This window comes from Burkholderia sp. CpTa8-5 (assembly GCF_017815045.1).
GTDB classification, from domain to species: Bacteria; Pseudomonadota; Gammaproteobacteria; order Burkholderiales; family Burkholderiaceae; genus Burkholderia; species Burkholderia sola.
In genome coordinates, this window is the sequence record NZ_JAGIQD010000008.1 from 101,604 (window position 1) to 127,495 (window position 25,892).

At 68.5% G+C, this 25,892-nt stretch carries 22 protein-coding genes and 1 pseudogene; 16 read left to right on the forward strand and 7 right to left on the reverse strand.

From position 1 onward, the window contains the following. Positions 1-46: 46 nt before the first annotated feature. The gene (locus tag J8I35_RS14865) at positions 47-202 is read left to right on the forward strand and encodes a DUF3309 family protein (RefSeq protein WP_006483086.1); all 156 of its coding nucleotides are present in this window, start codon (positions 47-49) and stop codon (positions 200-202) included. A 125-nt stretch (positions 203-327) separates the two neighbouring features. Here J8I35_RS14865 and J8I35_RS14870 read toward each other — a convergent pair whose 3' ends face one another. The 3 genes from J8I35_RS14870 to J8I35_RS14880 form a co-directional block, all read right to left on the reverse strand. Beyond that, the gene (locus J8I35_RS14870) at positions 328-696 is read right to left on the reverse strand and encodes a BON domain-containing protein (RefSeq protein WP_124556804.1); all 369 of its coding nucleotides are present in this window, start codon (positions 694-696) and stop codon (positions 328-330) included. Positions 697-753: 57 nt separating this feature from the next. Next, complete coding sequence (locus J8I35_RS14875) at positions 754-1,743, reverse strand: LysR family transcriptional regulator (RefSeq protein ID WP_124594871.1); 990 nt, start codon at positions 1,741-1,743, stop codon at positions 754-756. Positions 1,744-1,880: 137 nt separating this feature from the next. Then, positions 1,881-2,918: an NAD(P)H-quinone oxidoreductase gene (locus tag J8I35_RS14880; RefSeq protein ID WP_124556819.1), complete on the reverse strand. Its 1,038-nt coding sequence runs from the start codon at positions 2,916-2,918 to the stop codon at positions 1,881-1,883. 194 nt (positions 2,919-3,112) lie between these two features. Here J8I35_RS14880 and J8I35_RS14885 point away from each other — a divergent pair, with 194 nt between their 5' ends. After that, positions 3,113-3,985, forward strand: coding sequence for a LysR family transcriptional regulator (locus J8I35_RS14885; RefSeq protein WP_027813897.1), 873 nt, complete (start codon positions 3,113-3,115; stop codon positions 3,983-3,985). A gap of 16 nt (positions 3,986-4,001) precedes the next feature. On the opposite strand, the gene J8I35_RS14890 is transcribed toward J8I35_RS14885, so the two are convergent. Together J8I35_RS14890 and J8I35_RS14895 are read right to left on the reverse strand one after the other, a co-directional pair. Further along, positions 4,002-6,767: a LuxR C-terminal-related transcriptional regulator gene (locus tag J8I35_RS14890; protein ID WP_209925911.1), complete on the reverse strand. Its 2,766-nt coding sequence runs from the start codon at positions 6,765-6,767 to the stop codon at positions 4,002-4,004. A gap of 290 nt (positions 6,768-7,057) precedes the next feature. Next, positions 7,058-8,725 carry a fatty acid--CoA ligase gene (locus J8I35_RS14895; protein ID WP_185723177.1) on the reverse strand — a complete coding sequence of 556 codons (1,668 nt, stop codon included), beginning with the start codon at positions 8,723-8,725 and terminating at the stop codon, positions 7,058-7,060. Between the two features lie 360 nt (positions 8,726-9,085). On the opposite strand from J8I35_RS14895, the gene hchA reads away from it, so the two are divergent. From hchA to J8I35_RS34600, 14 genes and pseudogenes are all read left to right on the forward strand, one after another. After that, positions 9,086-9,967: a glyoxalase III HchA gene (hchA, locus tag J8I35_RS14900; RefSeq protein ID WP_011548634.1), complete on the forward strand. Its 882-nt coding sequence runs from the start codon at positions 9,086-9,088 to the stop codon at positions 9,965-9,967. Between the two features lie 122 nt (positions 9,968-10,089). Further along, positions 10,090-10,827 (forward strand): response regulator, encoded by a 738-nt coding sequence (locus tag J8I35_RS14905; protein WP_209925913.1) that lies wholly within the window; start codon positions 10,090-10,092, stop codon positions 10,825-10,827. Next, positions 10,824-11,909 carry an ATP-binding protein gene (locus J8I35_RS14910; protein ID WP_209925914.1) on the forward strand — a complete coding sequence of 362 codons (1,086 nt, stop codon included), beginning with the start codon at positions 10,824-10,826 and terminating at the stop codon, positions 11,907-11,909. The genes J8I35_RS14905 and J8I35_RS14910 overlap by 4 nt, the downstream gene beginning before the upstream one ends. Positions 11,910-12,106: 197 nt before the next feature. After that, positions 12,107-13,381: a sugar ABC transporter substrate-binding protein gene (locus tag J8I35_RS14915; RefSeq protein ID WP_050017146.1), complete on the forward strand. Its 1,275-nt coding sequence runs from the start codon at positions 12,107-12,109 to the stop codon at positions 13,379-13,381. Continuing rightward, the gene (locus J8I35_RS14920) at positions 13,365-14,324 is read left to right on the forward strand and encodes a sugar ABC transporter permease (RefSeq protein WP_239468949.1); all 960 of its coding nucleotides are present in this window, start codon (positions 13,365-13,367) and stop codon (positions 14,322-14,324) included. The genes J8I35_RS14915 and J8I35_RS14920 overlap by 17 nt, the downstream gene beginning before the upstream one ends. Beyond that, positions 14,312-15,139, forward strand: a complete 828-nt coding sequence (locus J8I35_RS14925) for a carbohydrate ABC transporter permease (protein ID WP_209925915.1) — start codon at positions 14,312-14,314, stop codon at positions 15,137-15,139. Before J8I35_RS14920 ends, J8I35_RS14925 begins: the two co-directional genes overlap by 13 nt. Before the next feature lie 10 nt (positions 15,140-15,149). Beyond that, positions 15,150-16,184: an NAD(P)-dependent alcohol dehydrogenase gene (locus tag J8I35_RS14930; RefSeq protein WP_124556811.1), complete on the forward strand. Its 1,035-nt coding sequence runs from the start codon at positions 15,150-15,152 to the stop codon at positions 16,182-16,184. A gap of 3 nt (positions 16,185-16,187) precedes the next feature. Continuing rightward, positions 16,188-17,381: a sn-glycerol-3-phosphate ABC transporter ATP-binding protein UgpC gene (gene ugpC, locus J8I35_RS14935; protein ID WP_209925916.1), complete on the forward strand. Its 1,194-nt coding sequence runs from the start codon at positions 16,188-16,190 to the stop codon at positions 17,379-17,381. Positions 17,382-17,410: 29 nt separating this feature from the next. After that, positions 17,411-18,346 (forward strand): AraC family transcriptional regulator, encoded by a 936-nt coding sequence (locus tag J8I35_RS14940; protein WP_050017150.1) that lies wholly within the window; start codon positions 17,411-17,413, stop codon positions 18,344-18,346. Then, positions 18,343-19,809 (forward strand): xylulokinase, encoded by a 1,467-nt coding sequence (xylB, locus tag J8I35_RS14945; protein ID WP_209925917.1) that lies wholly within the window; start codon positions 18,343-18,345, stop codon positions 19,807-19,809. The genes J8I35_RS14940 and xylB overlap by 4 nt, the downstream gene beginning before the upstream one ends. An 82-nt stretch (positions 19,810-19,891) precedes the next feature. Then, a complete protein-coding gene (locus J8I35_RS14950; protein ID WP_209925918.1) occupies positions 19,892-20,947 on the forward strand; it encodes a MerR family transcriptional regulator in 1,056 nt (351 codons plus the stop codon). Between the two features lie 31 nt (positions 20,948-20,978). Further along, entirely contained in the window at positions 20,979-21,266 is a 288-nt protein-coding gene (locus tag J8I35_RS14955) for a barstar family protein (protein WP_050017163.1), read from the forward strand. 385 nt (positions 21,267-21,651) lie between these two features. Next, positions 21,652-22,608 carry a hypothetical protein gene (locus J8I35_RS14960; RefSeq protein ID WP_209925919.1) on the forward strand — a complete coding sequence of 319 codons (957 nt, stop codon included), beginning with the start codon at positions 21,652-21,654 and terminating at the stop codon, positions 22,606-22,608. A 42-nt stretch (positions 22,609-22,650) separates the two neighbouring features. After that, a pseudogene (locus J8I35_RS34600) lies at positions 22,651-22,752 on the forward strand (GNAT family N-acetyltransferase); the annotation flags it as partial. A gap of 68 nt (positions 22,753-22,820) precedes the next feature. Here J8I35_RS34600 and J8I35_RS14965 read toward each other — a convergent pair. After that, on the reverse strand, positions 22,821-23,651 hold the full coding sequence (locus J8I35_RS14965) for a peptidyl-prolyl cis-trans isomerase (RefSeq protein WP_124631472.1): 831 nt from the start codon (positions 23,649-23,651) through the stop codon (positions 22,821-22,823). A 287-nt stretch (positions 23,652-23,938) separates the two neighbouring features. Beyond that, positions 23,939-25,873 carry an SMP-30/gluconolactonase/LRE family protein gene (locus J8I35_RS14970; RefSeq protein ID WP_209925920.1) on the reverse strand — a complete coding sequence of 645 codons (1,935 nt, stop codon included), beginning with the start codon at positions 25,871-25,873 and terminating at the stop codon, positions 23,939-23,941. Between the last annotated feature and the right edge of the window lie 19 nt (positions 25,874-25,892).

Here is a 25,892-nt window from a genome sequence, read left to right on the forward strand (position 1 = left end):
AATTGCGTCAGCCCACCCCGTGTCGAATAAATCCAGGAGGGATGCGATGCTCGGTACGATCCTCATCATCGTTCTGATTCTGCTGCTCATCGGAGCATTTCCTGCATGGCCGCATAGCCGAAGCTGGGGCTACTGGCCGTCGGGCACCGTCGGGCTGATCGTCGTCATTGTCGTGATACTGGTGCTGCTCGGTCGCATCTGACGCCCCTGCCACCGGCGGGACGCGTCGCAGCCGGCACGGGTGCGTGCCTTCCCGAGCCTTCGCCGTGGATTCTTTACACGACGAGACCCGCAAAGACATGCACCCGATGCCGTCAACCCTACCCGTTACTGGCCACCCTCCAGGCGTAACTGGAGCTTGCTCTTCACCGACGTCACGCCCGGTACCTGGCGGGCCGCGTCCACCGCGGCCCGGTCCTGCGACTCGTCGGCGATCTTCCCGGCCAGTGTCACGTCGCCCGTCTTCGCCTTCGCGAACACGGTGACCTGCGCATTGCCCACGCCGGGCGCCCTCACGATGGCCTGCCGAACCTTCTTCGCGAATGCGCGGTCGGTCGCGCGTTCGGCCTTCTTCGCCGCTCGCGGCGACGCGGCCGCCTGCTCGGCGGGCGCGGTGGGTGCGGCGGACTGCGCGTGACCGGCCAGCGGCGACAACGCAACGAAACCTGCAACGACGATTGCAAAACGGGACTTCATCGGATTCTCCTCGACAGGAACGAACGGGTACAACGGGTACGACGGATGGGCCGGCCGTCAGGCCGTGACACCGGCCACCGCACGGGCACGGGCACGCTCGCGGCCGCGCGGCGCCGCGAGCGCGTCGAGCGCGCGGGCGTCGGCTTTCAGCGCGGGCGACAACCCCAAGCGCAGATGCTCGACGAAGGTGCGGACCTTCGCGTCCACGAAGCGGCGCGACGCATACATCGCGTACACGTCGAGCATCGTCAACCGGTAGTCCGGCAGCACGCGCACGAGCCGCCCGCTGCGCAGGTCGTCGATCGCCGAATAGATCGCCAGCGAGCCGATGCCCAGCCCCGCGCGCAGCGCGATCGACAGCGCCTCCGGCGCATTCGCATGGAACGGTGCGGCCGTGACCGCATGCGACGCGGTCTGGCCGCCGGGACCGTGCAGCAGCCATTCGTCGTTCGCTTCGGCCGGCGTATCGAGGCGCAGGCAGGTATGGCGTGCCAGGTCGGCGGGCGCGGACGGCACGCCGTGGCGGGCCAGGTAGGCCGGCGACGCGACCAGTACGCTGAACGACGTGCCGCATGAATGCGCGATGCAGGCGGAATCAGGCAGGCTCGCGGCCGTGACGACCGACACGTCGTAGCCTTCCTCGACGAGATTGGGCATCCGTTGCGAATAGGTCATCTCGATGGCGACTTCGGGAAAGCGCGCCCGATAGGCGACAGCCAACGCGGTCACATGGCTCTGCCCGAGCCCCGGCATCGTATGCACGCGCAAGCGTCCGTACGGGCGGACCAGCGCGTTCCGGGCCTCGGCATTCGCCTGGTCGACATCGCCGAGGATCGATTGCAGACGCTCGAAATAGCGGCGCCCGCTGTCGGTCAGCGCGATTTTCCGGGTGGTCCGGTTCAACAGACGAATCTGCGCATACGCCTCCAGGCTCGCGACGGCCCGCGACACCTGCGCGGTCGCGACATCGGTCTGCTTCGCCACGGCGGAGAAGCTGCCGGCCTGCACGACGCGAACGAACGTCCGCATGTTCTCGAGCATGTCCATTTCGACTCATCGTCCAGTCCGGTGCTGCATCCACGCGACGCGCCGGCGGGGCGCGGCGACGCATTCGGTGCCCCGATTGTCGGGCCATCCCCGCCGCGGCTTCAGCCCCCCGACCGGGGGGCTGAAGCGTCCGCGGATCATGTGGAATGCTTGGCGTTTGCGTCGATGGCAGCCCGAAGCGCACGATCCGCGGCCGGCGTCGCCAGCACGATCTTGCCGATATGCCGTCCCGAATCCATCAGCTCGTGCGCCGCGCGCGCGTCGCGCAAATCGAACAGCCGATAGACCTGAGGCTTGACCGTGCCTTGCCGGATCAGCGGCCACACGGCCTCCTCGAGCTCGCGAATGATCTGCGCCTTCTCCGCGTAAGTGCGCGAGCGCAGCGTCGAGCCGATGTGCGTGAGCCGCTTCGTCAGCATCGGAAACAGGTCGAGCTCCTTCGCGGGGCCATTGATCACGCCGATCTGCACGATGCGCCCGTTCATCGCGGCCGCCGCGAAATTGCGCGCGACGTAGTCGCCCGCGATGATGTCGACGATCACGTCGACGCCCTTGCCGCCCGTGAAGCGCGCGACCGCCTCGACGAAATCCTCGCTGCGATAGTCGATCGCGAGATCCGCGCCGAGCCACATGCTCGCGTCGCGCTGCGCGTCCGACCCGACGGTGGTGATGATCGTCGCCGCGCCGAACGCCTTCGCGAGCATCGTCGCCGTCGTACCGATGCCTGACGCGCCGCCGTGGATCAGCACGCTTTCACCGGGGGAAAACCGGCCGCGCTGGAACAGGTTCAGCCAGACCGTCATGAAGGTCTCCGGCAGCGCCGCTGCCTCGGCCATCCCGAGGCCGTCGGGAATCGCGAGCGTGTTGCTCTCGTTCGCTACCGCGTATTCCGCATAGCCGCCGCCGGGAATCAGCGCGCAGACGCGATCGCCGACGGCGAACCGCGTGACGTCGCGGCCGACCGCGACGACCTCGCCGGCGATCTCGAGGCCGGGAATGTCGGACGCGCCGGGCGGCGGATCGTACAGCCCCTTGCGCTGGAATACGTCCGGGCCGTTGACGCCGGCCGCGTGAATCCGGATCAGCACGTCGCCGGGGCCCGGCACCGGTACGGCGCGGGTCGCCGGCACGAGCACGTCGGGGCCGCCGGGCCGCACGATTTCGATCGCGGTCATGTGGGTGGGCAGGGGGTTCGCGTCATCAATCACGATATGATCCTCAACGTTCGTCGATGCGCGGCCGATTCGCAGGCCATCCCCGAATCGCGGCATCGCCATGTAGGTGAAGCCAGTCTATGGGCGATGCCGCGCGCGGGCACGCAGCGAATTACCGGTCGGGGAATGCAAAAATGCATCAGTCGGGACACACGATGAACTGGGACGACGCGCGCGTCTTTCTCGCGATCCATCGCGAACGCACGCTGCGCCGCGCGGCGCAGACGCTCGGCGTCGATCAGGCGACGGTCGGGCGGCGGCTCGCGACGCTCGAGCACATGCTCGGCGCGACGCTGTTCCTGCGTTCGTCGAAAGGCTATCTGCCCACGCCGGTCGGCGAACTGGCGCTGCGCGCCGCCGAGGCGATGGAGCAGCATGCGCACGAGCTGGTGCGGCTGACGCAGGGGGTCGACCGGCGGCTCGCCGGAGAGGTGAAGATCACGACGACCGACGCGCTCGCGATCGAGTTCGTGATGCCGTCGATCGCACGGCTGCACGCGAAACATCCCGACGTCTCCGTCGCGCTGAACACGTCGACCCACATCCTGAATCTCGCCAAACGCGAAGCCGATATCGCCATCCGCACGGTGCGGCCCGAGAACCCCGATCTGGTCGCGCGCCGGCTGGCGTGCTGGGACATGGGCCTGTTCGCGTCGCCCGACTATCTGCACCGGCACGGCGAGCCCGAGCGCGGCCGCGCGTTCGCGGGCCACGACCTCGCCGTCTACCAGCCGTACATCGACGCCAGCCGCAAGCCGACCCTCGCCGGCGAACCGATCGACGGTGGCCGCATCGTCACACGGACGAACTCGAACCTGATGCTGCGTGCGGCGCTGCGTGCGGGCCTCGGCGTCGGCGAGATTCCGGTTCACATGGGCGAGCGCGACGGGCTCGCGCGGATCTGGCCGGACCGCATGCGGGCGTCGCCGTACGAGGTCTGGCTCGTCACGCACCGCGACCTGCGCCACACCGCGCGCATCCGTGCGGCGATCGACGAGATCGTGGCCGCGTTCGCCGCGCACCGCTGACGCGGGCGGCAGCGCGTCATTCGTCGTCGCGCCGCACTCGTGACGGATCGAGCGCCAGCCCGCTGCGCACCGCCTGGATGCGCGACGTCACGTTGAGCTTCTCAAAGATGTTCTTCAGGTGCCACTTGATCGTCTCCGGCGCGACGCGCAGCGCGCGGGCGATTTCCTTGTTCGACAGGCCACGCGCGACGTAGTCGAGGATCTCGAGCTCCCGCGCGCTGAGGTTGCCGGTCGCACCCGGCCGCGTGGCCGGTGCCCCGCCCGACGCCCGCTGCGCGTCGAACGCACGGGCCAGGTCGCGCAGATACCACGCGCCCACTGCCGGAAAGCGGTCGGCACGCTTCTGCATGCGCGCCAGCAAGCGCTCGGCCGCCGCGCCTTCGTCGACGAAGGTACGGACGAGTCCGTTGCCCTGGCCGTATTCGAGCGCACGCGCGAACGCCGCGAGCGCCGCGCTCTCGTCGCCCGCGTGGTCGAGCGCGATCGCATGCAACACGGCGGCCTGCGCCGCGAACCAGTCGAACCCGCGCGCGGCCAGCACCGCGTGCACGGTCGCCATGCGCTGCGCGGCTTCGTTCGCGCGTGCATCGGCGAGCAGCAGCCTTGCCTGCGCGGATTGCGCCATCTGCCACGTCTCGACGTGGCTCGACGCTTCGTCCGGCGGCACGGGCGACACCAGCGACGCCAGCGCGCGCCCCACACGGTGGGCTTGCGTCGGCTGGCCAGCGTCCAGATGCAGCCGGATACCGGTCGCCATGCACGCGACGCGCAGCCGCAGCCATTGCCGGCTGCACGCGATGCGATCGGCTTCGTCGAGCATGTCGTGCGCACGCGCGTCGTTCCCCGACCGGAATTGCAGCAGGGCGGCGGTCTGCATGAACCTCAGCAACGGCCCGAGCGAACAGGCCTGCATCGCGATGTCGAAGCGGTCGGCCTGCGCGTCGCGCACCTTCGCCCAGTCGTTCCATTCGTAGTAGATCGCCGACAGATAGCCGGCCGACAGCGCCGTCGCCGCCGACAGGCGACCCGCCGAGCGTTCGGCGGCGCGCAACGCCGTCTCGAACGTCTTCGACGCGTCGTGCAGCCGTCCGGCGACGAACTCGGCCAGGCCCGACATGTTCTGGCGGTACACGTTCGCGTAAAGCGGCTCGTGCCCCGACGCCGCGTGTTCCGCGCGCGCGCCGAGATCCCGCACGTCGCCGAGGCGGCCCGCGTAGCCGAGCCCGAAGATCAGCGTCGTCTGCCCGATCTGCTCGACCCACGAACCGGCCGGCGGCGCGGCCGCGAGCACGCGCTCGCCGAGCTGCAGCGATTCGATGCTGTGATCCGACAGCCCGGCGATCAGCGAGCGGACGGCCAGCAGTTCGGTCGCCGTAACCGTGTCGGTATCGAGCCGCCCGGCCGCGATGTCGGCTTCCAGCGCTTCCAGCGCACGGCGCGCATCGACGATCTGCATCGACAGCGCGAGCGCCCACGTATGCGCGATCCGCAACCGCAGGCGGCCCGTCAGCGCCTGCGCGGGCAGGCGCGACACCCAGTCGAGCACGGTACGCACGTCGCTCGACGCGATGAGCTTCATCGCGCACGCCTCGACCCAGCTGGCGGCCGCATCGAAGTCGCCGGCCGCGAGCGCGTGCCTGACGGCGTCCGGCCATTGCCGCTCGGCCGCATACCACGCGCTCGCACGGCGATGCAGCGAGGCCACCGCGCCGGCCTCGCGCAGCGCCAGCTCCTCCCGCAGGTATTGCAGGAACAGCGCGTGATAGCGGTAGCGCCGGCGGTCGCCGTCGATCGACCGGATGAAGAGGTTGCGCGCGGTTAGCCATTCGAGGCAGTCGAGCGCATCGTCGCGGCCGGTCAGCGCATCGCACAGCGCCGGCGTCATCCGGTCGAGCACCGCCGTATGCAGCAGGAAGTGGCGGATCGCGTCCGGCACCTGCGTCATCACGTTCTCGTTCAGGTACGCGGCGATGCCGGCACGCGCGTGGCTGACCTGCTCGGCCACGCGCGCCGCGTCGCTGTCGTCGTGCAGCGCCAGGGCCGCCAGTTGCAGGCCCGACACCCAGCCTTCGGTCGCCGCGCGCAGACGCCCGACGTTGTCCGCATTGAGCGGCTTGCCGGCCACCCGCTCGAAGAACGCGCGCGTCTCCGCGTCGTCGAAACGCAGGTCGTTCTCGTCCACCCGCACGAGTTCGTCGCGCGATTCGAAATAGCTGAGCGGCAACGCGGGCGCCGAGCGGCACGACAGCACGACATGCAGGTTCGACGGCGCGTAGCGCAGCAGATCGAACATCGCGTCGTGGATGACCGGCGACGCGAGGCGATCGAAGTCGTCGAGCATCAGGAACAGTTCGACGCCCGCGCTGTCCAGTTCGTTGAGCAGTTCGTCGAATACGGTCTTCAGCGGAATCAGCGCGCGATCGCGCAACAACTGCTGCGCGCGGGCGCCGACACCGCCGGTCGTGTCGGCGATCGCGGCGACCACGTAGGACGCGAAGATCGACGCGTTGTCGTCGTCCTGGTCGAGACTCACCCACGCGACCTTCACGCCCGACGCCACCAGCGCATGGCGCCACTCGGCCAGCAGCGTGGTCTTGCCGTAACCGGCCGGCGCGCTCACGAGCGTCAGCCGGCGGTCGAGGCCGCGCCTGAGCCGGCCGAGCCGCGCGATGCGCGCCACGATGCCGCGGGCCGACGCCGGCGCCAGCTTGGTGCGCACCAGCACTTCGATCGCATCGGGGTCCGGCGGGCGAACCGGTTGTCTGCTGTCCATCGGCGCCATGCTGTTCGTGTTCTCCTCGCGCTGATCGCGTGTCCGCCGGCCCGCCGGCGAAGCCGCCGACCGGGCCCGGTCTCGCCGTGCGCCGAAAACAGCATAACGATTCGACGCCGGCCGTCAAAAGTAGGTGATGTCCGTACCGGCGTGGGCGCGCACAGCGCGTATCGGTCCGCGACACGGGACCCGCATTGTTCTCGAACCGGCGCGCGATGTTCAGCCCCCCATTCGGGGGGTTACCCCGGGCGGGGAGCCGCGTGGCCCTGGCCGCCGGCGTCTGGGCTGCCGGGCACTCGTCAGTCGGGCTGGTAGCGCTCGCGCAACGCGCGCTTGTTGATCTTCCCGACGCTCGTCTTCTCGATCGCGTCGACGATCAGCAGCCGTTCCGGCACCGCATAGCGCGAGATCAGCCCGCGGTCGGCCACTTGCTTCACATGCGCTTTCAATTCCTCCGGCTCGACGCGGCCAGCCTGTTCGTCGGTCAGCACGACTAGCGCGAGCGGACGCTCGCCCCAGCGTGCATCCTTCACGCCGATCACCGCCGATTCGCGCACGGCCGGATGACGCGACAGGATGCTCTCGAGCTCGAGCGACGAGACCCATTCGCCGCCCGTCTTGATCACGTCCTTGATGCGGTCGGTGATCTGCAGCCGGCCGTCGGGATCGATCACGCCGATGTCGTTCGTATGCAGATAGCCGCCGGCCCACAGCGCCGCCGACGCCGACGCATCGCCGAGATAGCCTTGCGTCGCCCACGGCATCCGCACGACGACCTCGCCCGCCGACCGGCCGTCGTGCGGCACGTCGCGAAACTGCGCATCGACGATGCGCAGGTCGACGAGCGGCAACGGCAGCCCCGCCTTGGTCCGGCGCGCGATGTCGTCGTCGGCCGATGCGCCGCCGGCCGCGCGCGGCGGGTCGATCTGCGCGATGGTCATCAGCGGGCAGGTTTCCGACATCCCGTACCCGGTGTAGACCTCGATCCCGCGCGCGAGCGCCGCCCGCGCCAGGCCGTCGGACAGCGGCGAGCCGCCGACGATCACCTTCCACGCCGACAGGTCGGCCGCCGCCGACGCCGGGCTGTCGAGAATCATCGCGAGCAGCGTCGGCACGCAATGCGAGAACGTCACCGCTTCGCGCGCAATCAGCGCGACCAATCCGTCCGGCGAATAACGGCCCGGATAGACCTGCTTGAGCCCGAGCGCGGTCGCGATGTACGGCATTCCCCATGCGTGCACATGGAACATCGGCGTGATCGGCATGTAGACGTCGTCGCGATGCACGCGGCCGCGATCGCGCGCGCTCGACAACGCCGCCATGCCCGCGAGCGTGTGCAGCACGAGCTGCCGATGGGTGAACGCCACCGCCTTCGGCAGGCCGGTGGTGCCGGTCGTGTAGAACGTCGTCGCGAGGGTCTGCTCGTCGAAATCGGGGAACGCGAAATCGGGCGAACCGGCCGCGACGAGCGCCTCGTATTCGTCGGTGAAACCGTCCGGCAAACCGGCTTCGTCACCGTCGGCGATCAGCACGACGTGCCGCACGGTGTCGAGCCGGTCGCGCATGCCCGCCCACAACGGCAGGAAGTCGCGGTGAACCAGCACGATGCATGCGCCCGAATGGTTGAGCGTATACAGCAACTGGTCGGGCGACAGCCGGACATTGGCGGTCATCAGCACCGCACCCATCATCGGAATCGCGTGGTAGCACTCCAGGTAGCGATGGCTGTCCCAGTCCAGCACGGCGACGACGTCGCCCGCGCCGACACCGATCGACGACAGTCCGCTCGCGAGTTGCCCGATGCGATGCCGGAACGTCCAGTAATCGTGCCGAACCCGGTCGCCGTACACGATCTCCTGCTCGGGCCGCGTCGCCAGCGGCGCATGAAGCAACTGCTTGATCAGCAGCGGATACGCATGGCCGGACGGCGCCGGTTCGTCTTGCGGGTACGGGTATGACGAATGCATGAAAGTCTCCATGGGCGACTGGTCGGGTCGTCGAGCGTGCGGCCACGATACCGGACCGGCCGGCTTTCGCGTCCCCCCTGTCCGGGGGGAGCGAGTCTCTGTCGAAAGCGGCGGCGAGCCGTCCGGACGCGTATCACGGCGATGGGTACGGGATACCCACCCGTTCGGGGAGGCGTTCGCCGCGGAACGGCGTTGTAGGATTCATCGCAACACGCATCGTCCCTGCGAGATACCCGTCCGCACGACCGGGACATGACCGGAACGCCAGGTCGCCGCCGCGGAATCGCCGCGACGACTCACGCAGACGCCCACCGGCCACGCCCGCCCCATCCGAACCCATCCCCCGAGCAAGGAGCAGCCATGACTTCCGACACGACGCAGACGGACCGCACGCCCGCCGCCGACCCGGCGGAGAACAACGCGTATTTCCCGTCGCCGTATTCGCTGTCGCAGTACACGTCGTCGAAGACCGACTTCGACGGCGCCGATTACCCGAATCCGTACACCGGCGGCAAGTGGAAGGTCCTGATGATCGCGACCGACGAGCGCTACATCCTGATGACGAACGGCAAGATGTTCTCGACCGGCAACCATCCGGTCGAGATGCTGCTGCCGATGCACCACATGGACAAGGCCGGCTTCGAGATCGACATCGCGACGCTGTCGGGCAATCCGGCCAAGCTCGAACTCTGGGCGATGCCGAGCGATGACGAGGCCGTGCAGAGCACCTACCGCAAGTACCTGCCGAAGCTGAAGACGCCGCTCAAGCTGTCCGACGTGCTCGACCAGCATCCCGGCGCCGATTCGCCGTATATCGCGGTGTTCATTCCCGGCGGCCACGGCGTGCTTGCCGGCATTCCGCACAGCAAGGACGTCAAGCGCACGCTGCGCTGGGCGCTCGACCAGGACCGGCACATCATCACGCTGTGTCACGGGCCCGCATGCCTGCTGTCGGCGGCCGTCGACGAAGATCCTGAGGACTACCCGTTCAAGGACTACGAGCTCTGCGTGTTTCCGGATGCGCTCGACACGGGGCCGAATCTCGACATCGGCTACATGCCGGGCCCGCTGCCGTGGCTCGTCGCGCAGAGCCTCGAAAAGCTCGGCGCGCGCGTGCTGAACAAGGACATGACCGGCCGCTGCCATCAGGACCGCAAACTGATCACGGGCGACAGCCCGCTCGCGTCGAACGGCATCGGCAAGCTCGCGGCCGCCGCGCTGCTGAAGGAAGTCGGGCACTGACGGTACGCGCCGCCCTGGCGCGGCGTCTCGCCGGGGCGTGGCCGCCCGTCTCCATTCGACCGCCAGAGCCGTACGGTAGTATGGCGATTCGATGGAACCCCGCTGAATCCGAACGAGTGGCCATGCCCGAATTTCCCTCATCTCCCGGCGCCGGCCAAGGCGCGCAAGCGCTCATCCTCATCGCCGAGGACGAACCCGAGATCGCCGAGATCCTGACCGCCTATTTCGCGCGCAACGGCCTGCGCACCGTGCACGCCGCCGACGGCCGCCGCGCGCTCGAACTCCACCTGTCGCTGAAGCCGGACCTCGTGTTGCTCGACGTGCAGATGCCGCACGTCGACGGCTGGAAGGTGCTCGCCGAGATCCGCCACCGCGGCGACACGCCCGTCATCATGCTGACCGCGCTCGACCAGGACATCGACAAGCTGACCGGCCTGCGCATCGGCGCCGACGACTACGTGGTCAAGCCGTTCAACCCTGCCGAAGTCGTCGCACGCGCGCAGGCGGTGCTGCGCCGGTCGATGGCCGGCTCGCGCCAGGAAGAGCAGCGCGTGCTGCGCGCCGCGCCGTTCGAGATCGATCTCGAGCACCACGAAGCGACGGTCGAAGTCGACGGCACGCGCCACACGCTCGTGCTGACGCTCACCGAATTCAAGCTGCTCGCGCAACTCGCGCGCGCGCCGCGCCGTGTGTTCAGCCGCGCCGAGCTGATGGCGACCTGCCTGCCGGAAGGCGACGCGCTGGAGCGCACGGTCGACAGCCACGTCAGCAAGCTGCGCAAGAAACTCGACGATCTCGGCGTCGCGGGCGTGCCGGCCAGCGTGCGCGGCGTCGGCTACAAACTGTGGAGCGGCGAGTGAGACTCGACGGCCTGAGCCGCCAGATCGCGCTGACGATGGGCGCAATCGCGTTCGGCGTCACGGTGCTGATCGTCGTGACGGCCTACGCGTTCTACTACCTGCTGTACCAGTACTCGCCGGAGTCGTTCAAGCCGGAAAGCTGGCTCCCGAGCGGGCCGGAGTGGGTGTGGATCACCTCCACCACACTGGTCGGCCTGCTGATCGCGGTCATCGTCGCGATCAACCTGTCGCGCCGCATCCTCGTGCCGCTGAATTCGGTGACGGACAGCATCCGCCGCGTCGCGCGCGGCGATCTCGGCGCGCGCGCGGTCGCCGGCGACCGTTCGTTGAAGGAGGCGGCGCTGCTCGCCGACAACTTCAACGCGCTCGCGAGCGAGCTGCAGCGCGTGACCGACGAGCAAACCTTCTGGAACGCGGCGATCGCGCACGAACTGCGCACGCCGGTGACCGTGCTGCGCGGCCGCTTGCAGGGGCTCGCCGAAGGCGTGTTCACGCCGAGCGACGCGCTGTACCGCAGCCTGCTCGCACAGGTCGAAGGGCTGACGCGTCTGATCGAGGATCTGCGCGTGGTCAGCCTCGCCGACAGCGGCCACCTGAGCATCGAGATCCGCGACACCGATCTCGCCGCCGACGTGCGCGCGGTGGTCGACGTGTTCGCGCACGCGCTGCAGGCCGCCGGCCAGCATCCGGAACTCGATCTCGACCCGCGGCGCATGCGCTGCGATCCGGTCCGCATCCGCCAGGCGTTGCTCGCACTGCTGGAGAACGCGCGCCGCCATGCGGCGCCCGGCGCGATCCGGATCCAGACGCGCATCGAAGACGGCATGTGCCGGCTGCGCGTCGAGGACGACGGCCCCGGCATCCCGGCCGAGTTCGCGCCGCACGTGTTCCAGGCGTTCCGGCGCGTCGACGAGTCGCAACCCGGCGGCACCGGCCTCGGGCTCGCCGTCGTCGCGGCGATCGCGCATGCCCATCTCGGCGAAGCGCTGTGCCTGCCGACCGGCGCGGGCGGCACGCGGTTCGAGGTGCGGTGGCCCGACGATCTCGTGCCGACGCCCGAAGGCGAGCGCTTCGCGGCGTAACGCGCCGCCGTTACCTCGTCACGTGCGCGGTGCACTGTTCGCGCCCCACCACCACATTTTGTGCATCGCACGACCAACCCTGAGCAAAAAGTATCGGTTCCCGAACTCTTTTGATGTGGTGATCGCCTCGCCCGCGTCACACCATTGTTCCTGCCGCCATCGGCGGCATTCGAACAAGCAGAATCAAGGAGACACGGGTGAACAAGATGCGAATCGTCGCAGCCGGCGTGCTGCTCGGCGCCTGTCTGCCGGGCATCGTGGCCGCGCAAACCTGCAAGGTGCCGACCCTTCGGGTGCTCGCGCAGAAGAGCCTCGGCCTGTCGGTAATGGAAAAGTCGCTGGCCGACTACGAAAAGAAGAACGGCACGAAGGTCGAGATCAGCTATTTCGGCGAGAACGACCGCCGCGCGAAATCGCGGCTCGACGCGTCGACTGGCGCGGGTTCCTACCAGATCTACTACGTCGACGAGGCGAACGTCGCCGAATTCGCGTCGGCCAACTGGATCGTGCCGCTCCTCAAGTACTACCCGAAGGACTACGACTACGACGACTTCCTGCCCGGCCGCCGCGCGGTCGCGAGCTACAACGGCGTCGCGTACTTCGCGCCGCTGATCGGCGGCGGCGACTTCCTGTTCTATCGCCGTGACCTGCTCGACGCCGCGCATATTCCGGTGCCGAAGACGCTCGACCAGCTCGTCGCCGCGATCAAGCAGCTCAACGCGCCGCCGAAGCTGTACGGCTGGGTCGCGCGCGGCCAGCGCGGCTCGGGGATGAACGTGTGGCGCTGGTCGCCGTTCATGCTCGGCATGGGTGGCACATGGACCGACAAGGGCGGCCAGCCCGCGTTCAATTCGCCGGGCGCGGTGAAGGCCACGCAGCTCTACAGCGACCTGTTCAAGTACGCACCGCCGGGTTCGGCGACCTACGACTGGAGCAACGCGCTCGAAGCGTTTCGCTCGGGCAAGGTCGCGTTCATGATCGAATCGACGCCGTTCGCGGACTGGATGGAGGATACGAGCAAGTCGAGCGTGGCCGGCAAGGTCGGCTACACGCGGCCGCCCGCACCGCTGCCGTCGGCCGCGTATGGCCACGGCTTCGCGATCTCGGCGGTCGGCGCGAAGGACGACTGCACGCGGATGGCCGCCGGCCGCTTCATCGCATGGGCGACCAGCAAGGATCAGGAACAGGCGCGGCTACGCAACGGCGTGTTCAGCGACTACAACCGCTCGAGCACGATCGGCAGCCCGTACTTCAAGCAGCACGTCGCGCCGCAGATCCAGGCCGGGCTGAACGACACGAACCCCGTCACGCAGGTGACGATCTGGCGCACGCCGCAGTGGCCGGATATCGGCGACAACCTCGGCATCGCGCTCGAACAGGTGTTCACCGGCACGCAGACGGATATCCGCGGCACGCTCGACGACGCGGACCAGTACGCGAAGGACGCGCTCGAACATGGCGCTCGCAAATGACGGCGCCGGCGGACGTGCGCTCGGCGTCCGCCCGGCCTCTCCCGCACCGTCGACCCGGCGCGGCCGCGCGCGCCGCGACCGCACGAGCCTGCCGTGGGTGTTCCTCGCGCCGACGCTCGCGCTGCTCGCGGTCCTGAGCCTCGTCCCGACGATCGCCGCGATCAACCTCGCGCTGCGCAACCGCGTGCTGCGCTACCCGGACAGCGAATTCGTCGGCCTGCGCAACTTCGTGCGGCTCGCGTCGGACCGGCGCTTCCTGAACGCGATCGAGGTGTCGGTGCTGTGGGAGGTCGTCACGGTCGCGGGCGCGGTGCTGGTCGGGATCGCGCTCGCGGTGTTCCTGTTCGAGCGCGTGCACGGCCGCTGGCGCCGCTTCGCGTCGCTGGTGCTGATCATGCCGGTGCTGCTGCCGCGCGTGTCGGCCGCGTTCATCTGGAAGTTCATGTATGCGCCGCTCACCGGCATCCTGAGCTGGCTGCTCGGCGCGCTCGGCGTCGAACACACCGCGTTTCTCGCCGATCCGCATCTCGCGCTATACGCGGTCGCGCTCGTCGACGTGTGGCAGTGGGGGTTGTTCTTCGCGGTCGTGATCCTGAAGCTGCTGGAGACGCTGCCGCCCGAGCCGCTCGAAGCCGCGCGGCTCGACTACGCGACGACGTGGCAGGTGCATGCGTACATCGCGCTGCCGATGCTGAAGGCGCCGCTCGTGAGCCTCGTGTTCATCAAGATGGTCGAGTCGCTGCGCTCGTTCGACCTGATCTACGTGATGACGAAGGGCGGCCCGGGCATCGCGACCGAGACGCTCGATCTCTACGCGTACCAGCAGGGCATCGGCCTCGCCGGCAAGGTGTCGTATGCGTCGGGCATGGCCGTGCTGATGATGGTCGCGACCACGCTCGTGTTCACGCTCATCTGGAAGAGGGTCAACAAATGGGACGACTGATGGCCCGGCGCGGTGCCGCCGCCGTTTCCACCGTCGCGATCGCCGGCGCGATCCTGCTCGTCGCCGCGTTCCCGCTGTTCTGGGCCGTGCTCAATTCGCTCAAGCACCTGCTCGACATCGTCACGCCCGTGCCGCGCTTCTTCTTCACGCCGACACTCGCAAACTACGAGCAGGTGTTGTCGAGCCCCGAGGTGCTGATCGGGCTCGGCAACAGCATCGCGATCGTCGGCGCGGCCGTGCTGATCGGCGCGGTGCTCGGCGTGCCGGCCGCGTATGCGATCGCGCGCTATCCGGTGCACGGCAAGCGCGACATCCAGTTCTTCCTGCTATCGCTGCGCTTCCTGCCGCCCGTCGCGGTCGCGCTGCCGCTGATCGCGATCTGGGTCGATCTCGGGCTGTACGACACGAAGCTGTCGATGATCGTCACGTACCTGCTCGTCACGCTGTCGACCATCACGTGGCTGTCGATTCCCGTGTTCCGCCGGCTGCCGCGCGAGATCGAGGAAGCCGCCGCGCTCGACGGCTACGGCCCGTACGCGGTGTTCTGGCACATCGCGCTGCCGGTGTGCGCGAGCACGCTGCTCGGCGGCATCGTGTTCAGCTTCGTGCTGGTGTGGAACGAACTGATGATCGCGCTCGCACTGACGTCGTCGCGCAGCGCGACGCTGCCGGTGGTCGCGTCCGCGTTCACGTCGCTCGGTCAGGAAGTGCCGTGGGGCGTGATCAACGCGTCGACGGTGCTGCTCGCGCTGCCGCCGCTCGTCTTCGTCGGCATGCTGAGCCGGCTGCTCAATTCGATCGTCAAGGGAAAATAAGGAGAACACGTTGAAAGCACTCGTCCTCGAACGCACACGCGAACTCGCGCTGCGCGACATCGACCTGCCGCAGGCGGTCGGCCCCGGCGACGTCCGGATCAAGGTGCATACGGTCGGCGTCTGCGGCAGCGACGTGCATTACTACGTGCACGGCGGGATCGGCCCGTTCCGCGTCGACGCGCCGATGGTGCTCGGCCACGAAGCGTCCGGCACCGTCGTCGAGACCGGCGCCGCCGTCACGCACCTGCGCGTCGGCGACCGCGTGTGCATGGAGCCCGGCGTACCGCGCCTCGATTCGCCCGCGACGCTGCGCGGGCTCTACAACCTCGATCCCGACGTGCGCTTCTGGGCGACGCCGCCCATCCACGGCTGCCTGACGCCGTTCGTCGTGCATCCGGCCGCGTTCACGTACCGGTTGCCCGACAACGTGTCGTTCGCCGAAGGCGCGATCGTCGAGCCGCTGTCGATCGGTCTGCAGGCCGCGAAGAAGGCGGCGATGAAGCCGGGCGATCTCGCGGTCGTGATCGGCGCGGGCACGATCGGCGCGATGACGGCGCTCGCCGCGCTCGCCGGCGGCGCCGCGCGCGTGATCCTCGCCGACGTCGTGCCGGACAAGCTCGCGCTGTTCGCCGACAACCCGGCCGTCACGACCGTCGACGTGCGTACGCGGCCGCTGGCCGACGCGGTGGCCGAGGCATCCGGCGGCTGGGGCGCGGACGTCGTGTTCGAGGCAAGCGGCAGCACGAACGCGTACGCGGGCCTCGTCGGACTGATGTGCCCGGGCGGCTGCGCGGTGCTGATCGGGATGCCGGTCGCGCCGGTGCCGCTCGACGTGGTCGCGCTGCAAGCGAAGGAAGGCCGCATCGAATCGGTATTCCGCTACGCGAACATCTTTCCGCGCGCGCTCGCGCTGATCGCGTCCGGCGCGATCGACGTGAAGCCGTTCATCTCGCGCACGTTCCCGTTTTCCGAAGGCGTGCGCGCGTTCGAGGAAGCGGCGAGCGGGCACCCGCGCGACGTCAAGATTCAGATTGAAATGGATTGAGTCATGGCCCAGATCACCTGCAAGGCTTTGTCGAAGCACTACGACGGCGGCCCCGCCGTGCTGCATCCGCTCGACCTCGAGATCGCCGACGGCGAATTCATCGTGCTGCTCGGCCCGTCCGGCTGCGGCAAGTCGACGATGCTGCGGATGATCGCGGGCCTCGAGGCGATCACCGGCGGCGAGCTCGTGATCGGCGACGCGGTCGTCAACGACCTGCCGTCGCGCGAGCGCAATGTCGCGATGGTGTTCCAGAACTATGCGCTGTACCCGCACATGACGGTGTACGACAACATCGCGTTCGGCCTGCGGCGGCTGAAGGTGCCGGCCGACGAGATCGACCGCCGCGTGCGCGACGTCGCGCGCACCCTGAGCCTCGACGCGCTGCTCGACCGCCGCCCGCGCGCGATGTCGGGCGGCCAGCAGCAGCGCGCGGCGATCGCGCGCGCGATGATCAAGACGCCGGCCGTGTTCCTGTTCGACGAGCCGCTGTCGAACCTCGACGCGAAGCTGCGCACGCAGTTGCGCGGCGACATCAAGCGGCTGCATCGGCAACTGAAGACGACCACGCTGTACGTCACGCACGATCAGCTCGAAGCGATGACGCTCGCCGATCGCGTCGTGCTGATGCGCGGCGGCCACATCGAGCAGATCGGCACGCCGGCCGAACTGTACGGCCAGCCGCACACGGTGTTCGCGGCCGGGTTCGTCGGCACGCCTGCGATGAACTTCGCGGACGGCACGATCGAGCGGGTCGGCGCGAACGTGTGGGTCGACTGCAACGGCGCGCGCTGGCCGCTCGCGTCGGCGCGCTTCGCGCGGCTGCCGCACGGCCAGCAGGTCAAGGCCGCGATCCGCCCGAACCACCTGCGGCTCGTCGCCGAAGGCGATCCGACCCCCGGCACGCTCGCGCTGACCGGCACCGTGGAACTCGTCGAGCTGCTCGGCGCGGAGGCCCTCGTCACGCTGGACTGGCGCGGCCAGCCGTGCGCGGCCCTCGTGCCGGCCCCGATGGCCCCGGCGCCGGGCGCCGTGGTAGCGTTTCGCTTCGACGAAGAAGCGCTGCATCTGTTCGACGCCGGCACCGAGCGCAACGTCACGCTGCCGGACCCGAACCCGATCGCGCACGCGGTGCCGCCGGCGGCCGCGACGCGCGCCACGCCGCCTGCCGCGACGAGCTGGTCGATGTCCCGTCCGTAGCGCGCCGGCACGCCCCGACGGAGCACACGATGAACCCGGATCTCGAGATCGTTCCCACCCACCGCGACGAATCGTTCCGCGCGTGGGTCCACGACTATCCGCATTCGGTCGCGAAGTGGCACTTCCATCCCGAGTACGAGATTCACCTGATCCAGGCGTCGCGCGGCAAGGTGTTCGTCGGCGACCACATCGGCGACTTCGGGCCCGGCAACCTGATCGTCACCGGGCCGAACCTGCCGCACAACTGGGTCAGCGAGCTCGCCGACGGCGAACGCGTACCGTCGCGCGACGTCGTGCTGCAGTTCTCGCGCGATGCGATCGAAAAGATGGTCGGCGCGTTCAGCGAGCTGCAGCCGGTGATCGACCTGATCGACGACGCGGCGCGCGGCGTGCAGTTTCCCGACCGCGTGGGCGTCGAGGTCGCGCCGCTGATGCTCGAACTCGCTGACGCGCACGGCTGCCGGCGCGTCGAGATCCTGATGTCGCTGTTCGACCGGCTGTCGTCGTGCCGCGAGCGGCGCGTGCTCGCGGGGCCCGGCTACCGCAGCGACGCGCAGCACTACATGTCGTCGACCATCAACCAGGTGCTGTCGTACCTGCAGCAGAACCTGCCCGGCATGCTGCGCGAAACCGACGTCGCCGCGTTCGCCGGCATGAGCGTCAGCACCTTCACGCGGTTTTTCCGGCGTCACACCGGCTCGTCGTTCGTGCGCTACCTGAACCGGTTGCGCATCAACGAGGCGTGCGAGCTGCTGATGTTTTCCGACCTGACGGTGACCGACATCTGCTACCGGGTTGGCTTCAACAACCTGTCGAACTTCAACCGTCAGTTTCTCGCGATGAAGCAGGTGCCGCCGTCGAAGTTCCGCGCGCTGCACCGGCTCAACGAACCGCACGGCCGCGACGACGCGCCGCCCCCGCGACGCGTGCCGCCGCGCGCCCCAGACAGGATGCTTCATACGTGACATATCTCGGCATCGATCTCGGCACGTCCGAGGTCAAGGTTCTGCTCACCGATTCCCGATCGGTCCCCCTCGCGACCGGCTCGGCCTGCCTGTCGATCAGCCGGCCGCGTCCGCACTGGTCCGAACAAAGCCCGCAGGCGTGGTGGCACGCGATGCTCGACGCGATCGCGTCGGTGCGCGCCGCGCATCCGGCCGGCTTCGCCGCGCTGCGCGGCATCGCGCTGTCCGGGCAGATGCACGGCGCGACGCTGATCGACCGCGCGGACCAGGTGCTGCGCCCCGCGATCCTGTGGAACGACACGCGCGCCGGTACCGAATGCGTGGAACTCGAGGCGCTGGTGCCGGAATCGCGCGCGATCACCGGCAACATGGCGATGCCCGGCTTCACCGCACCGAAGCTGCTGTGGCTCGCGAAATACGAGCCGGCCGTGTTTCGTGCGGTGCATAAGGTGCTGCTGCCGAAGGACTACCTGATCTGGCGCCTGTCTGGCGAATTCGTGTCCGATATGTCCGACGCGTCGGGCACGCTGTGGCTCGACTGCGCGCGCCGCGACTGGTCCGACCGGATGCTTGCCGCGACCGAGCTGTCGCGCGCGCAGATGCCGCGCCTCGTCGAAGGCAACGCGGCCGCCGCGCAGTTGCGCGACGCGCTGCGGCGCGAATGGGGGATCGCCGGGCCCGTGACGATCGCCGGCGGCGCCGGCGACAACGCGGCGTCCGCGATCGGCATGGGCGTCACGGGCGCCGGCAGCGGCTTCCTGTCGCTCGGCACGTCGGGCGTGCTGTTCGCGGGCAACGACCGCTTCGCGCCGAACCCGGACGCGGCCGTGCACGCGTTCTGCCACTGCGTGGAAGGACGCTGGCACCAGATGAGCGTGATCCTGTCGGCGGCCGCGAGCCTCGACTGGCTCGCGCGCGCGCACGGCACGACGCCCGGCGTGCTGGCCGCCCGCGCCGAGCACGCCGATCCGGCCCGCGCGCCGCTGTTCCTGCCGTATCTCGGCGGCGAGCGTACGCCGCACAACGACGCGCATGCGCGCGGCGTGTTCTTCGGGCTGTCGAACGAACACGATGCGGACGATCTCGCGTATGCGGTCATGGAAGGCGTCGCGTTCGCGATGGCCGACGGCTACGGCGCGCTACGCGCGGCCGGCACGACGCTCGACGCGGTGTCGTTCATCGGCGGCGGCTCGAAAAGCGCGTTCTGGGCGCGGTTGTGCGCGAATGCGACCGGGCTCGCGATGCAGCGCCATGCGGATGGCGCGGTCGGCGCGGCACTCGGCGCCGCGCGGCTCGCGCGACTGGCGGCGACGGACGACAGCCTGGAAGAAGTCTGTGTCGCGCCGCCCGTCACGGAGACGGTCGCGCCCGATCCCGCGTCGGTCGATCTGCTGGCGGGCCGGCTCGCGCGCTATCGACGGTTGTATCGCGCGCTGCGCGACGAGTTCGCGGCCGGCGACTGAGCGTTGGAGCGATCGCGCTTGACCCGACCCTTGGGACTGCCTTTATGCTGACCGCAACGAATCGACAGCAAAGAGGTGACGGATGGGTACGGACACACTCCGCTTGAACGCATCGGCCGCCGCCGCGCGGCTCGGCATCTCGATCAAGGCGCTACGGCTGTACGAGCGGCACGGCCTCGTCATGCCCGAACGGACGCCGGCCGGATACCGCGCGTACGGCCCGGACGATCTCGCCCGCGCCGCCGACATCGCGGCGCTGCGCAAGCTCGGCCTCGGTCTCGCGCAGATAGCGAACGTGCTCGGCGGCGACGCGCGCAGTCTCGATGCCGCGCTGGCTGCTCACGAAGCGGCGCTCGATCGCGGGATTCAGGATCTCGTTGGCAAGCTCGACAGCGTGCGCGCGATGCGTGCCGGCCTGGCACGGGGACGGATGCCGACAGACGGCGAACTCACCCGGCTGGTCGACCCTGGCAGCGCGGGCGTCGCGTTCGACCTGCCGTGGCCGTGGGGCGGCGAACGGTTCGAGTGTCGCGATATCCGGCCGTTGAACTACATCATCGGTTCGCTCGGGAGCGGCAAGACGCGGCTCGCGCTTCGGCTGGCCGATGCGTTGCCGGGCGCCGTGTTCGTCGGCCTCGATCGGCTGGACGACGACTGTGCCGCGGCATTCGATGCATTGCGTGCCGATCCGGAACTGAAGTCGCGCGTCGACCGCACCGTGGCGTTGCTCGCCGGCAATGGCGCGGCGCCGTCGGCGGCGCTGACCGCCCTGCTCGTCAGCCTCGAAGCGGCAGGTCCGCGCGTACTGATCGTCGACATGATCGAACAGGATCTCGATCAGGCCACGCAACGCGCGTTGATCGCGCATCTGCGCGCATGCGCGGCCGCCGGCATGCGGCCGCTGTTCCTGCTGACGCGCTCGGCGGCGATCCTCGATCTCGCGGCGGTCGGCCCCGACGAAACCATCCTGTTGTGCCCGGCCAATCACAGCCCGCCTGCGCGCGTGGCGCCTTACCCCGGCGCGCCGGGGTACGAGGCCGTCGCGACGTGCCTGGCGGCGCCGGCGGTCCGGGAGCGGATTGCGCGGCCGCCGGAAGCGCGCGCTATGATGCTCGGTACGGCGCGCGAAATGAATTGAATGTTGCGCGACCGGTCCGTCGGAGCACATGATGGCACGCGACACGCGGGTGGAAATCGAGCTCGACGATATCGAATCGACCGAACAGTTGCACGTGCGGCTGATGAAGCAGTTGAGTTTCCCGGATTGGTATGGAAGAAACTGGGATGCGTTCCGGGACGCCATTACCGCGCTGGTCGATATGCCGCTCATTCTTCGGCTGAAAGGCTGGTCGGAATTCGAACGCCGCTTTCCGCGCGACGCGAGGCTGATGCGCAACTGCCTGCAGGACATGGCTCGGCAATATCCGGCCTTCGCATCCCGTGTCGAGTACGATTGATCGAACTCGCCGGGAGCCGCACGATCGCACGACCCTTCTTTCGGGGCTAGCCTTTTTCCCGCACGGCGAGGAATTGCTCACCGTTCAATTGGCGTTGCATTGCCTCGATCTGCGTGCACAGCGCTTCCAACTGATTCATGGTCGCAGCAACCGGAAATGGATTCGCATCCGGATCCCGCCGCGCCCTCCTCGGCGCCATCGCTGCGTTCACCGCATGCACGGGACCGGACAAGTTCGTTGCTTGCCGGGCGCTACCGGGACCTGTCGAAAAACCGTCTTGTCCAGACGGCCAAAATCGCCTGCAAACGGTCATTCGCGTTCAACATGAAGGGCATCCGGAAGCGTTCGTTTCGGGTATCGTCCCCCTCTCCTGCCAGCACTCGACATGACAGCACGCAATGGAAACAGTACCGACCCGGCCGAAATCGGCCCCTTCGACGCGATGAGCCGATTTCGCGTGACGTACGACGGGCCCACGCTCGATTCGTCCGAGATGGACGTGCGCGAACTCGCGCCCGCGCTGCTGGCGTTCGGCGATTTGCTCGACGCGTCGACGCGTGCACTGTGCGGCGATCAGGTCCGGCCACTGGTCAACGTGCGCGGCAGCTTCAAGACCGGCAGCTTCGGCATCGACTTCACGCTCGCGACCTCGCTGCTCGGCCGCATGCGCGACATGCTGAGCGGCAACGAAGGCACGGCGCTCGCCAATGCGGTCACGATCCTGACCGCGCTCGGCATTGCCGCACCCAAGACGAGGAAGGGGCTGTTCGCCGTCCTCAAATGGCTGCGCGGACGCGAAATCACGCATGTGCGGATGCAGGACCACACCGCGGTGCTGGACGTCGACGGCGACACACTCGAAATCGACCTGCCCGTGCTCACGCTGCTGCGCGACGTCCGCGTTCGCCGTGCCACCGCGCAAGTGCTGGCACCGCTCGCGCGCGAAGGCATCGAGATTTTCGCGGCCGGCACCGACACCGAGGTGTACGAGACGGTCGCCCGCAACGAGATCGCATGGTTTCGCGCGCCGGAGCCAACCGATGCGCTTCTGCTCGACGAACATCGCAAGATGGCGTTCTCGATCGTGTCGCTCCCGTTCAAGGACGATAACAAGTGGCGACTGTACGACGGCACGTCGACGATTCACGCGACGATCTCGGATGCCGGCTTCCTGTCGCGCGTGAACAACAGCCAGATCAGTTTCAGCAAGGGTGACGTGCTGTTGTGCAATGTCCGTATGCAACAGTGGCAAACTTCGGACGGCGCAAAAACCGAATACGAGGTCACCGATGTCCTCGAACATCGCCCGGCCGGCCTGCAGATTCCGTTGTCGGGCCTGTGATCCACGCCGTGGCCTCGCGCCCGACGCAACCGTTCATCACTCATGAAACCGGCGATCCATCTGCGTGCTGCTTCCCAGGAAGATCTCCCGTTCCTGCTGACGCTCCGTCGACTCACAATGACCGAGCACCTGCAGCGCGTCGGAGACCGACACCAGCGCGAACATGATCTGGCGCGCGTCACGCGCGGCGATTCGACACCGCCGCATTACCGTTACTGCGTGATCTTCGCGTCCTTCAGCAGATTGCCGATCATCTGCGCACTCGCCTTCTCGGCCGCGATCGCCTGCAACTGCTGCTGAAGCGTCGGCTTCGCGGTTTCGAAACCCGGCACCTGCGTCGGCCGCTTCGCATCCAGCTTCACGATCGCGCGCGCGCCATCGACCGGAATCGAATCCTTCGTCACCGCGCCGACCGGCAGTTTCTCGAGCGCCTGCGCGACCGGCAGCGGCAGCCCGGCCGTCTTGCCTTCCGCGGCCGGCGTGTTGAAGCTCACCCACGGCAGCTCGCCGCCGGTATCGCGGCTCGGCGCCAGGCTGTACTGGCGCGCCAGCCCGTCGAACGACTTGCCCGCTTTCAGCTCGCTCAGCACGGTCGCCGCCGCCACCGGATCCTTGACGACGATCACGCGCGGCTTGTACTCGTTCTTGCCGAGCGCCGCGACGAGTTCGTCGTAGCGCGCCTTGACCTGCTCGTCGGTGACCGGCTCCGGCTTCACGTTGTCGCGCAGGTACAGCTGCACCTCGGCCGTCACCTTCGCCTGCTGCATCGCCGCCTTGACCTCGGGCTTGTCCGCGTAGTTTGCCTTCTCGGCCGCCTGCTGAACCAGCACGCGCGTGATCAGCTGATTCTTGATCGCCTGACGGATCTGCGGCGAATCGGGCTGCCCGGACGCGCGCAGCAGCGTATCGACGTCGGCCTGCGTGATCGGCGTGCCGTTGACGGTCGCGACGGTCGCCGCCGTCTGCGCGTGGGCAGCGCCGCTCAGTGCGCCGGCCAGCGCGACGATCGTCAACAGGCGATTCGGTGTCGTTTTCATCTTCATCGGTTGGGTCGCTTCGAGCATAAGAAACGCGGCAGGGGTAGCCGCGCCGGTTCATCGTGCACGCCCGCATACCGTCTGCGGGAGTCGCTGCCATTGTGCACGGAACCGCATTTCCACGTCGGGAGGTTCGGGAAGCGGGTCCGACACGGCGCCGCGCGCATGGTGCCCGCGGTTCATTGCGTGCGCGTTGCGCAACAATCCCGCGGAATCGCATCGATTGCGCGCACGATTGCTTTCACGACTTCGCGCCTACAGCCGCTGCCCAAGGCGGCCGCACGTTCAAACCGTCACGGCGTCCACCGGTACACGGTGATGCTGTTCCCCTTCACGTTGTTCTTCATCACCACGTATTCGCCGTTCGAGCGGCGGTACGCGCGGATGCTGTACATCGCATCGATCGCGCTGCTGGTATCGACGGTCGCGGGGCTCGCGTTGACCAGCGTCGTGTCGAGATTGCCGGTGTTGAGGTTGAACGCGTCGACGTTCGGCCACAGCGGCCCGCTGCTGCTGAACCAGTAGCCGACGAACAGGTGGTTGCCCGCCGCGTCGATCGATTTCGCGCCGCTGTGCGGCAGCGTGATCACCGGGTCCGGCTTCGTCGTGTTGCCCGCGCGCCAGCCGTGATACACCTCGATGCGCGTGCCGATCGACGTCCAGTCGTTGGTCCCGACCGCGCCCTGCGCGAGCACCATCGTGTCGCTGTCCGCGAGATAGACGATGCGCGTGAGCGGCAGGATGCTGGCCGGAATGCGGGTCGCGACGCCCGGCCCCCACGACGGCTTGCCGTTCGCGTCGAAGCCGGTCAGCGGGTAATGCGTGATCGCGCCGGTCTTGTCGAGCCCGGCCCATATGCCGCCCAGGCTGTCGACGCTGAAGCCGCCCGTCACGCGCTGCGTCGTGTTGAACGCGGGGCCCGGAAGCGAACCGTCCGGAATCGCGATGTAGCCGTTCGCCGCGTTGAAGTGATAGAAGTAGAAGACCGGCGGGTTCTGGCCGGCCGCGACGAGGATCCGGTTCGCACCGACCGACGTGAGCAGCCCGAAGTGTTCGTCACGCTGCGTGTCGCTCATGTTGATGCGCGGGTCCGACGGATACGTGAACGGATCGACGGTGTTCGCGACGAACTTGCCGCCCGCGCTGCCGCTGTAGATGTGCGTGCCGCCGTAGAACAGCGCGCCGTCCGTGACCGGGTCCGGCGCGGCGATGCCTTCGAAGTTCAGCGACTGCAGCGTCCAGCGCAGGTTGCCGCTGCTGCCGTACGCATGAATGTCGGTCGCGCCGTTGCGGCCGAGATCCCAGCTGCCGCCCCACGGGTTGTTGAGCACGTAGAGGTTGCCGCCGGTGTCCTTGCCGATCCCGGCGATGCGCGTGAAGCGTTGCGCGCCGACCTGCCCCTTGATGCCCGTCGTCGTGTCGAGATAGCCGCCGCGCACGCCGAACGTGCCGGCCAGCGCGGGCCGGCCCGAGATCGAATAACGCTTGATGTTCTGGTCGGGGCCTTCGTCGCCCACCAGCAGTTGTCCGGCCGCCGCATCGACATACAGCGCCGACGGGTGCGAACCGGCCGGCATCCGGATCGTGTTCAGCAGCGCGCCGGCGGGGCCGAAGCCGACGATCGAGCCGGCACGCTTCTGCGCAACCCACACGTTGCCCGCGCCGTCCACCGCGAGCGCGCCCGGCGCCGACACGGCGATGTCCCGCTGCCACACGCCATCGGTCGTGAACACGCGCACGCGATTGCCGTAGAAGTCGCTCGCATAAAGCAGCGAGCCGGCCGTCGCGAGCCCGGTGACGACGTCGATGCGCGGCTGGTTGGTCGCCGCGCTGATCTGGATCACGAGGTCGCGATACTTGGTCGCGCGGTTGTAGCGCCCCACCGCGCCGCTGCCATACGTCTTGCCCGGCTGCAGCGCGACGAACAGCGACGTTGCATTGCCGGTGATCGCGCTGCCCTGGAATTCCGAATGCGCGCCGATCGAGCCGAGGCTCTTGCCGTTCTGGTAGATCGCGACGCCGCCTTCATCCTCGTCCCACATCGATGCGGTGTAGATCACGCCTTCGGGCGCGACCCACATCGCGCGCGCGACGTTGCCGACGTGCGCCGCGAGCGTGCCGTACGTGTTCGCGATCCAGTCGGTGGTGTTGGCTGCGTGCGTAGGGGGCGCAAATGCGGCGATTGCCGCGGCGACAAGCGCGGCCCGGATTCGTTGTCTGGCGACCATGACGGATGCTCTCCTGAAC

Bases quoted from the DNA above. Each gene is read 5' to 3' on its own strand.
- J8I35_RS14960 (WP_209925919.1), top strand. From the start codon at position 21,652: ATGACAGCACGCAATGGAAACAGTACCGACCCGGCCGAAATCGGCCCC.
- J8I35_RS14940 (WP_050017150.1), top strand. From the start codon at position 17,411: ATGAACCCGGATCTCGAGATCGTTCCCACCCACCGCGACGAATCGTTC.
- J8I35_RS14890 (WP_209925911.1), bottom strand. From the start codon at position 6,767: ATGGCGCCGATGGACAGCAGACAACCGGTTCGCCCGCCGGACCCCGAT.
- J8I35_RS14955 (WP_050017163.1), top strand. From the start codon at position 20,979: ATGGCACGCGACACGCGGGTGGAAATCGAGCTCGACGATATCGAATCG.
- J8I35_RS14875 (WP_124594871.1), bottom strand. From the start codon at position 1,743: ATGGACATGCTCGAGAACATGCGGACGTTCGTTCGCGTCGTGCAGGCC.
- J8I35_RS14950 (WP_209925918.1), top strand. From the start codon at position 19,892: ATGGGTACGGACACACTCCGCTTGAACGCATCGGCCGCCGCCGCGCGG.
- J8I35_RS14895 (WP_185723177.1), bottom strand. From the start codon at position 8,725: ATGCATTCGTCATACCCGTACCCGCAAGACGAACCGGCGCCGTCCGGC.
- J8I35_RS14870 (WP_124556804.1), bottom strand. From the start codon at position 696: ATGAAGTCCCGTTTTGCAATCGTCGTTGCAGGTTTCGTTGCGTTGTCG.
- J8I35_RS14925 (WP_209925915.1), top strand. From the start codon at position 14,312: ATGGGACGACTGATGGCCCGGCGCGGTGCCGCCGCCGTTTCCACCGTC.
- J8I35_RS14920 (WP_239468949.1), top strand. From the start codon at position 13,365: ATGGCGCTCGCAAATGACGGCGCCGGCGGACGTGCGCTCGGCGTCCGC.
- J8I35_RS14880 (WP_124556819.1), bottom strand. From the start codon at position 2,918: ATGACCGCGATCGAAATCGTGCGGCCCGGCGGCCCCGACGTGCTCGTG.
- J8I35_RS14970 (WP_209925920.1), bottom strand. From the start codon at position 25,873: ATGGTCGCCAGACAACGAATCCGGGCCGCGCTTGTCGCCGCGGCAATC.
- J8I35_RS14865 (WP_006483086.1), top strand. From the start codon at position 47: ATGCTCGGTACGATCCTCATCATCGTTCTGATTCTGCTGCTCATCGGA.
- ugpC (WP_209925916.1), top strand. From the start codon at position 16,188: ATGGCCCAGATCACCTGCAAGGCTTTGTCGAAGCACTACGACGGCGGC.
- hchA (WP_011548634.1), top strand. From the start codon at position 9,086: ATGACTTCCGACACGACGCAGACGGACCGCACGCCCGCCGCCGACCCG.
- J8I35_RS14965 (WP_124631472.1), bottom strand. From the start codon at position 23,651: ATGAAGATGAAAACGACACCGAATCGCCTGTTGACGATCGTCGCGCTG.
- J8I35_RS14885 (WP_027813897.1), top strand. From the start codon at position 3,113: ATGAACTGGGACGACGCGCGCGTCTTTCTCGCGATCCATCGCGAACGC.
- J8I35_RS14905 (WP_209925913.1), top strand. From the start codon at position 10,090: ATGCCCGAATTTCCCTCATCTCCCGGCGCCGGCCAAGGCGCGCAAGCG.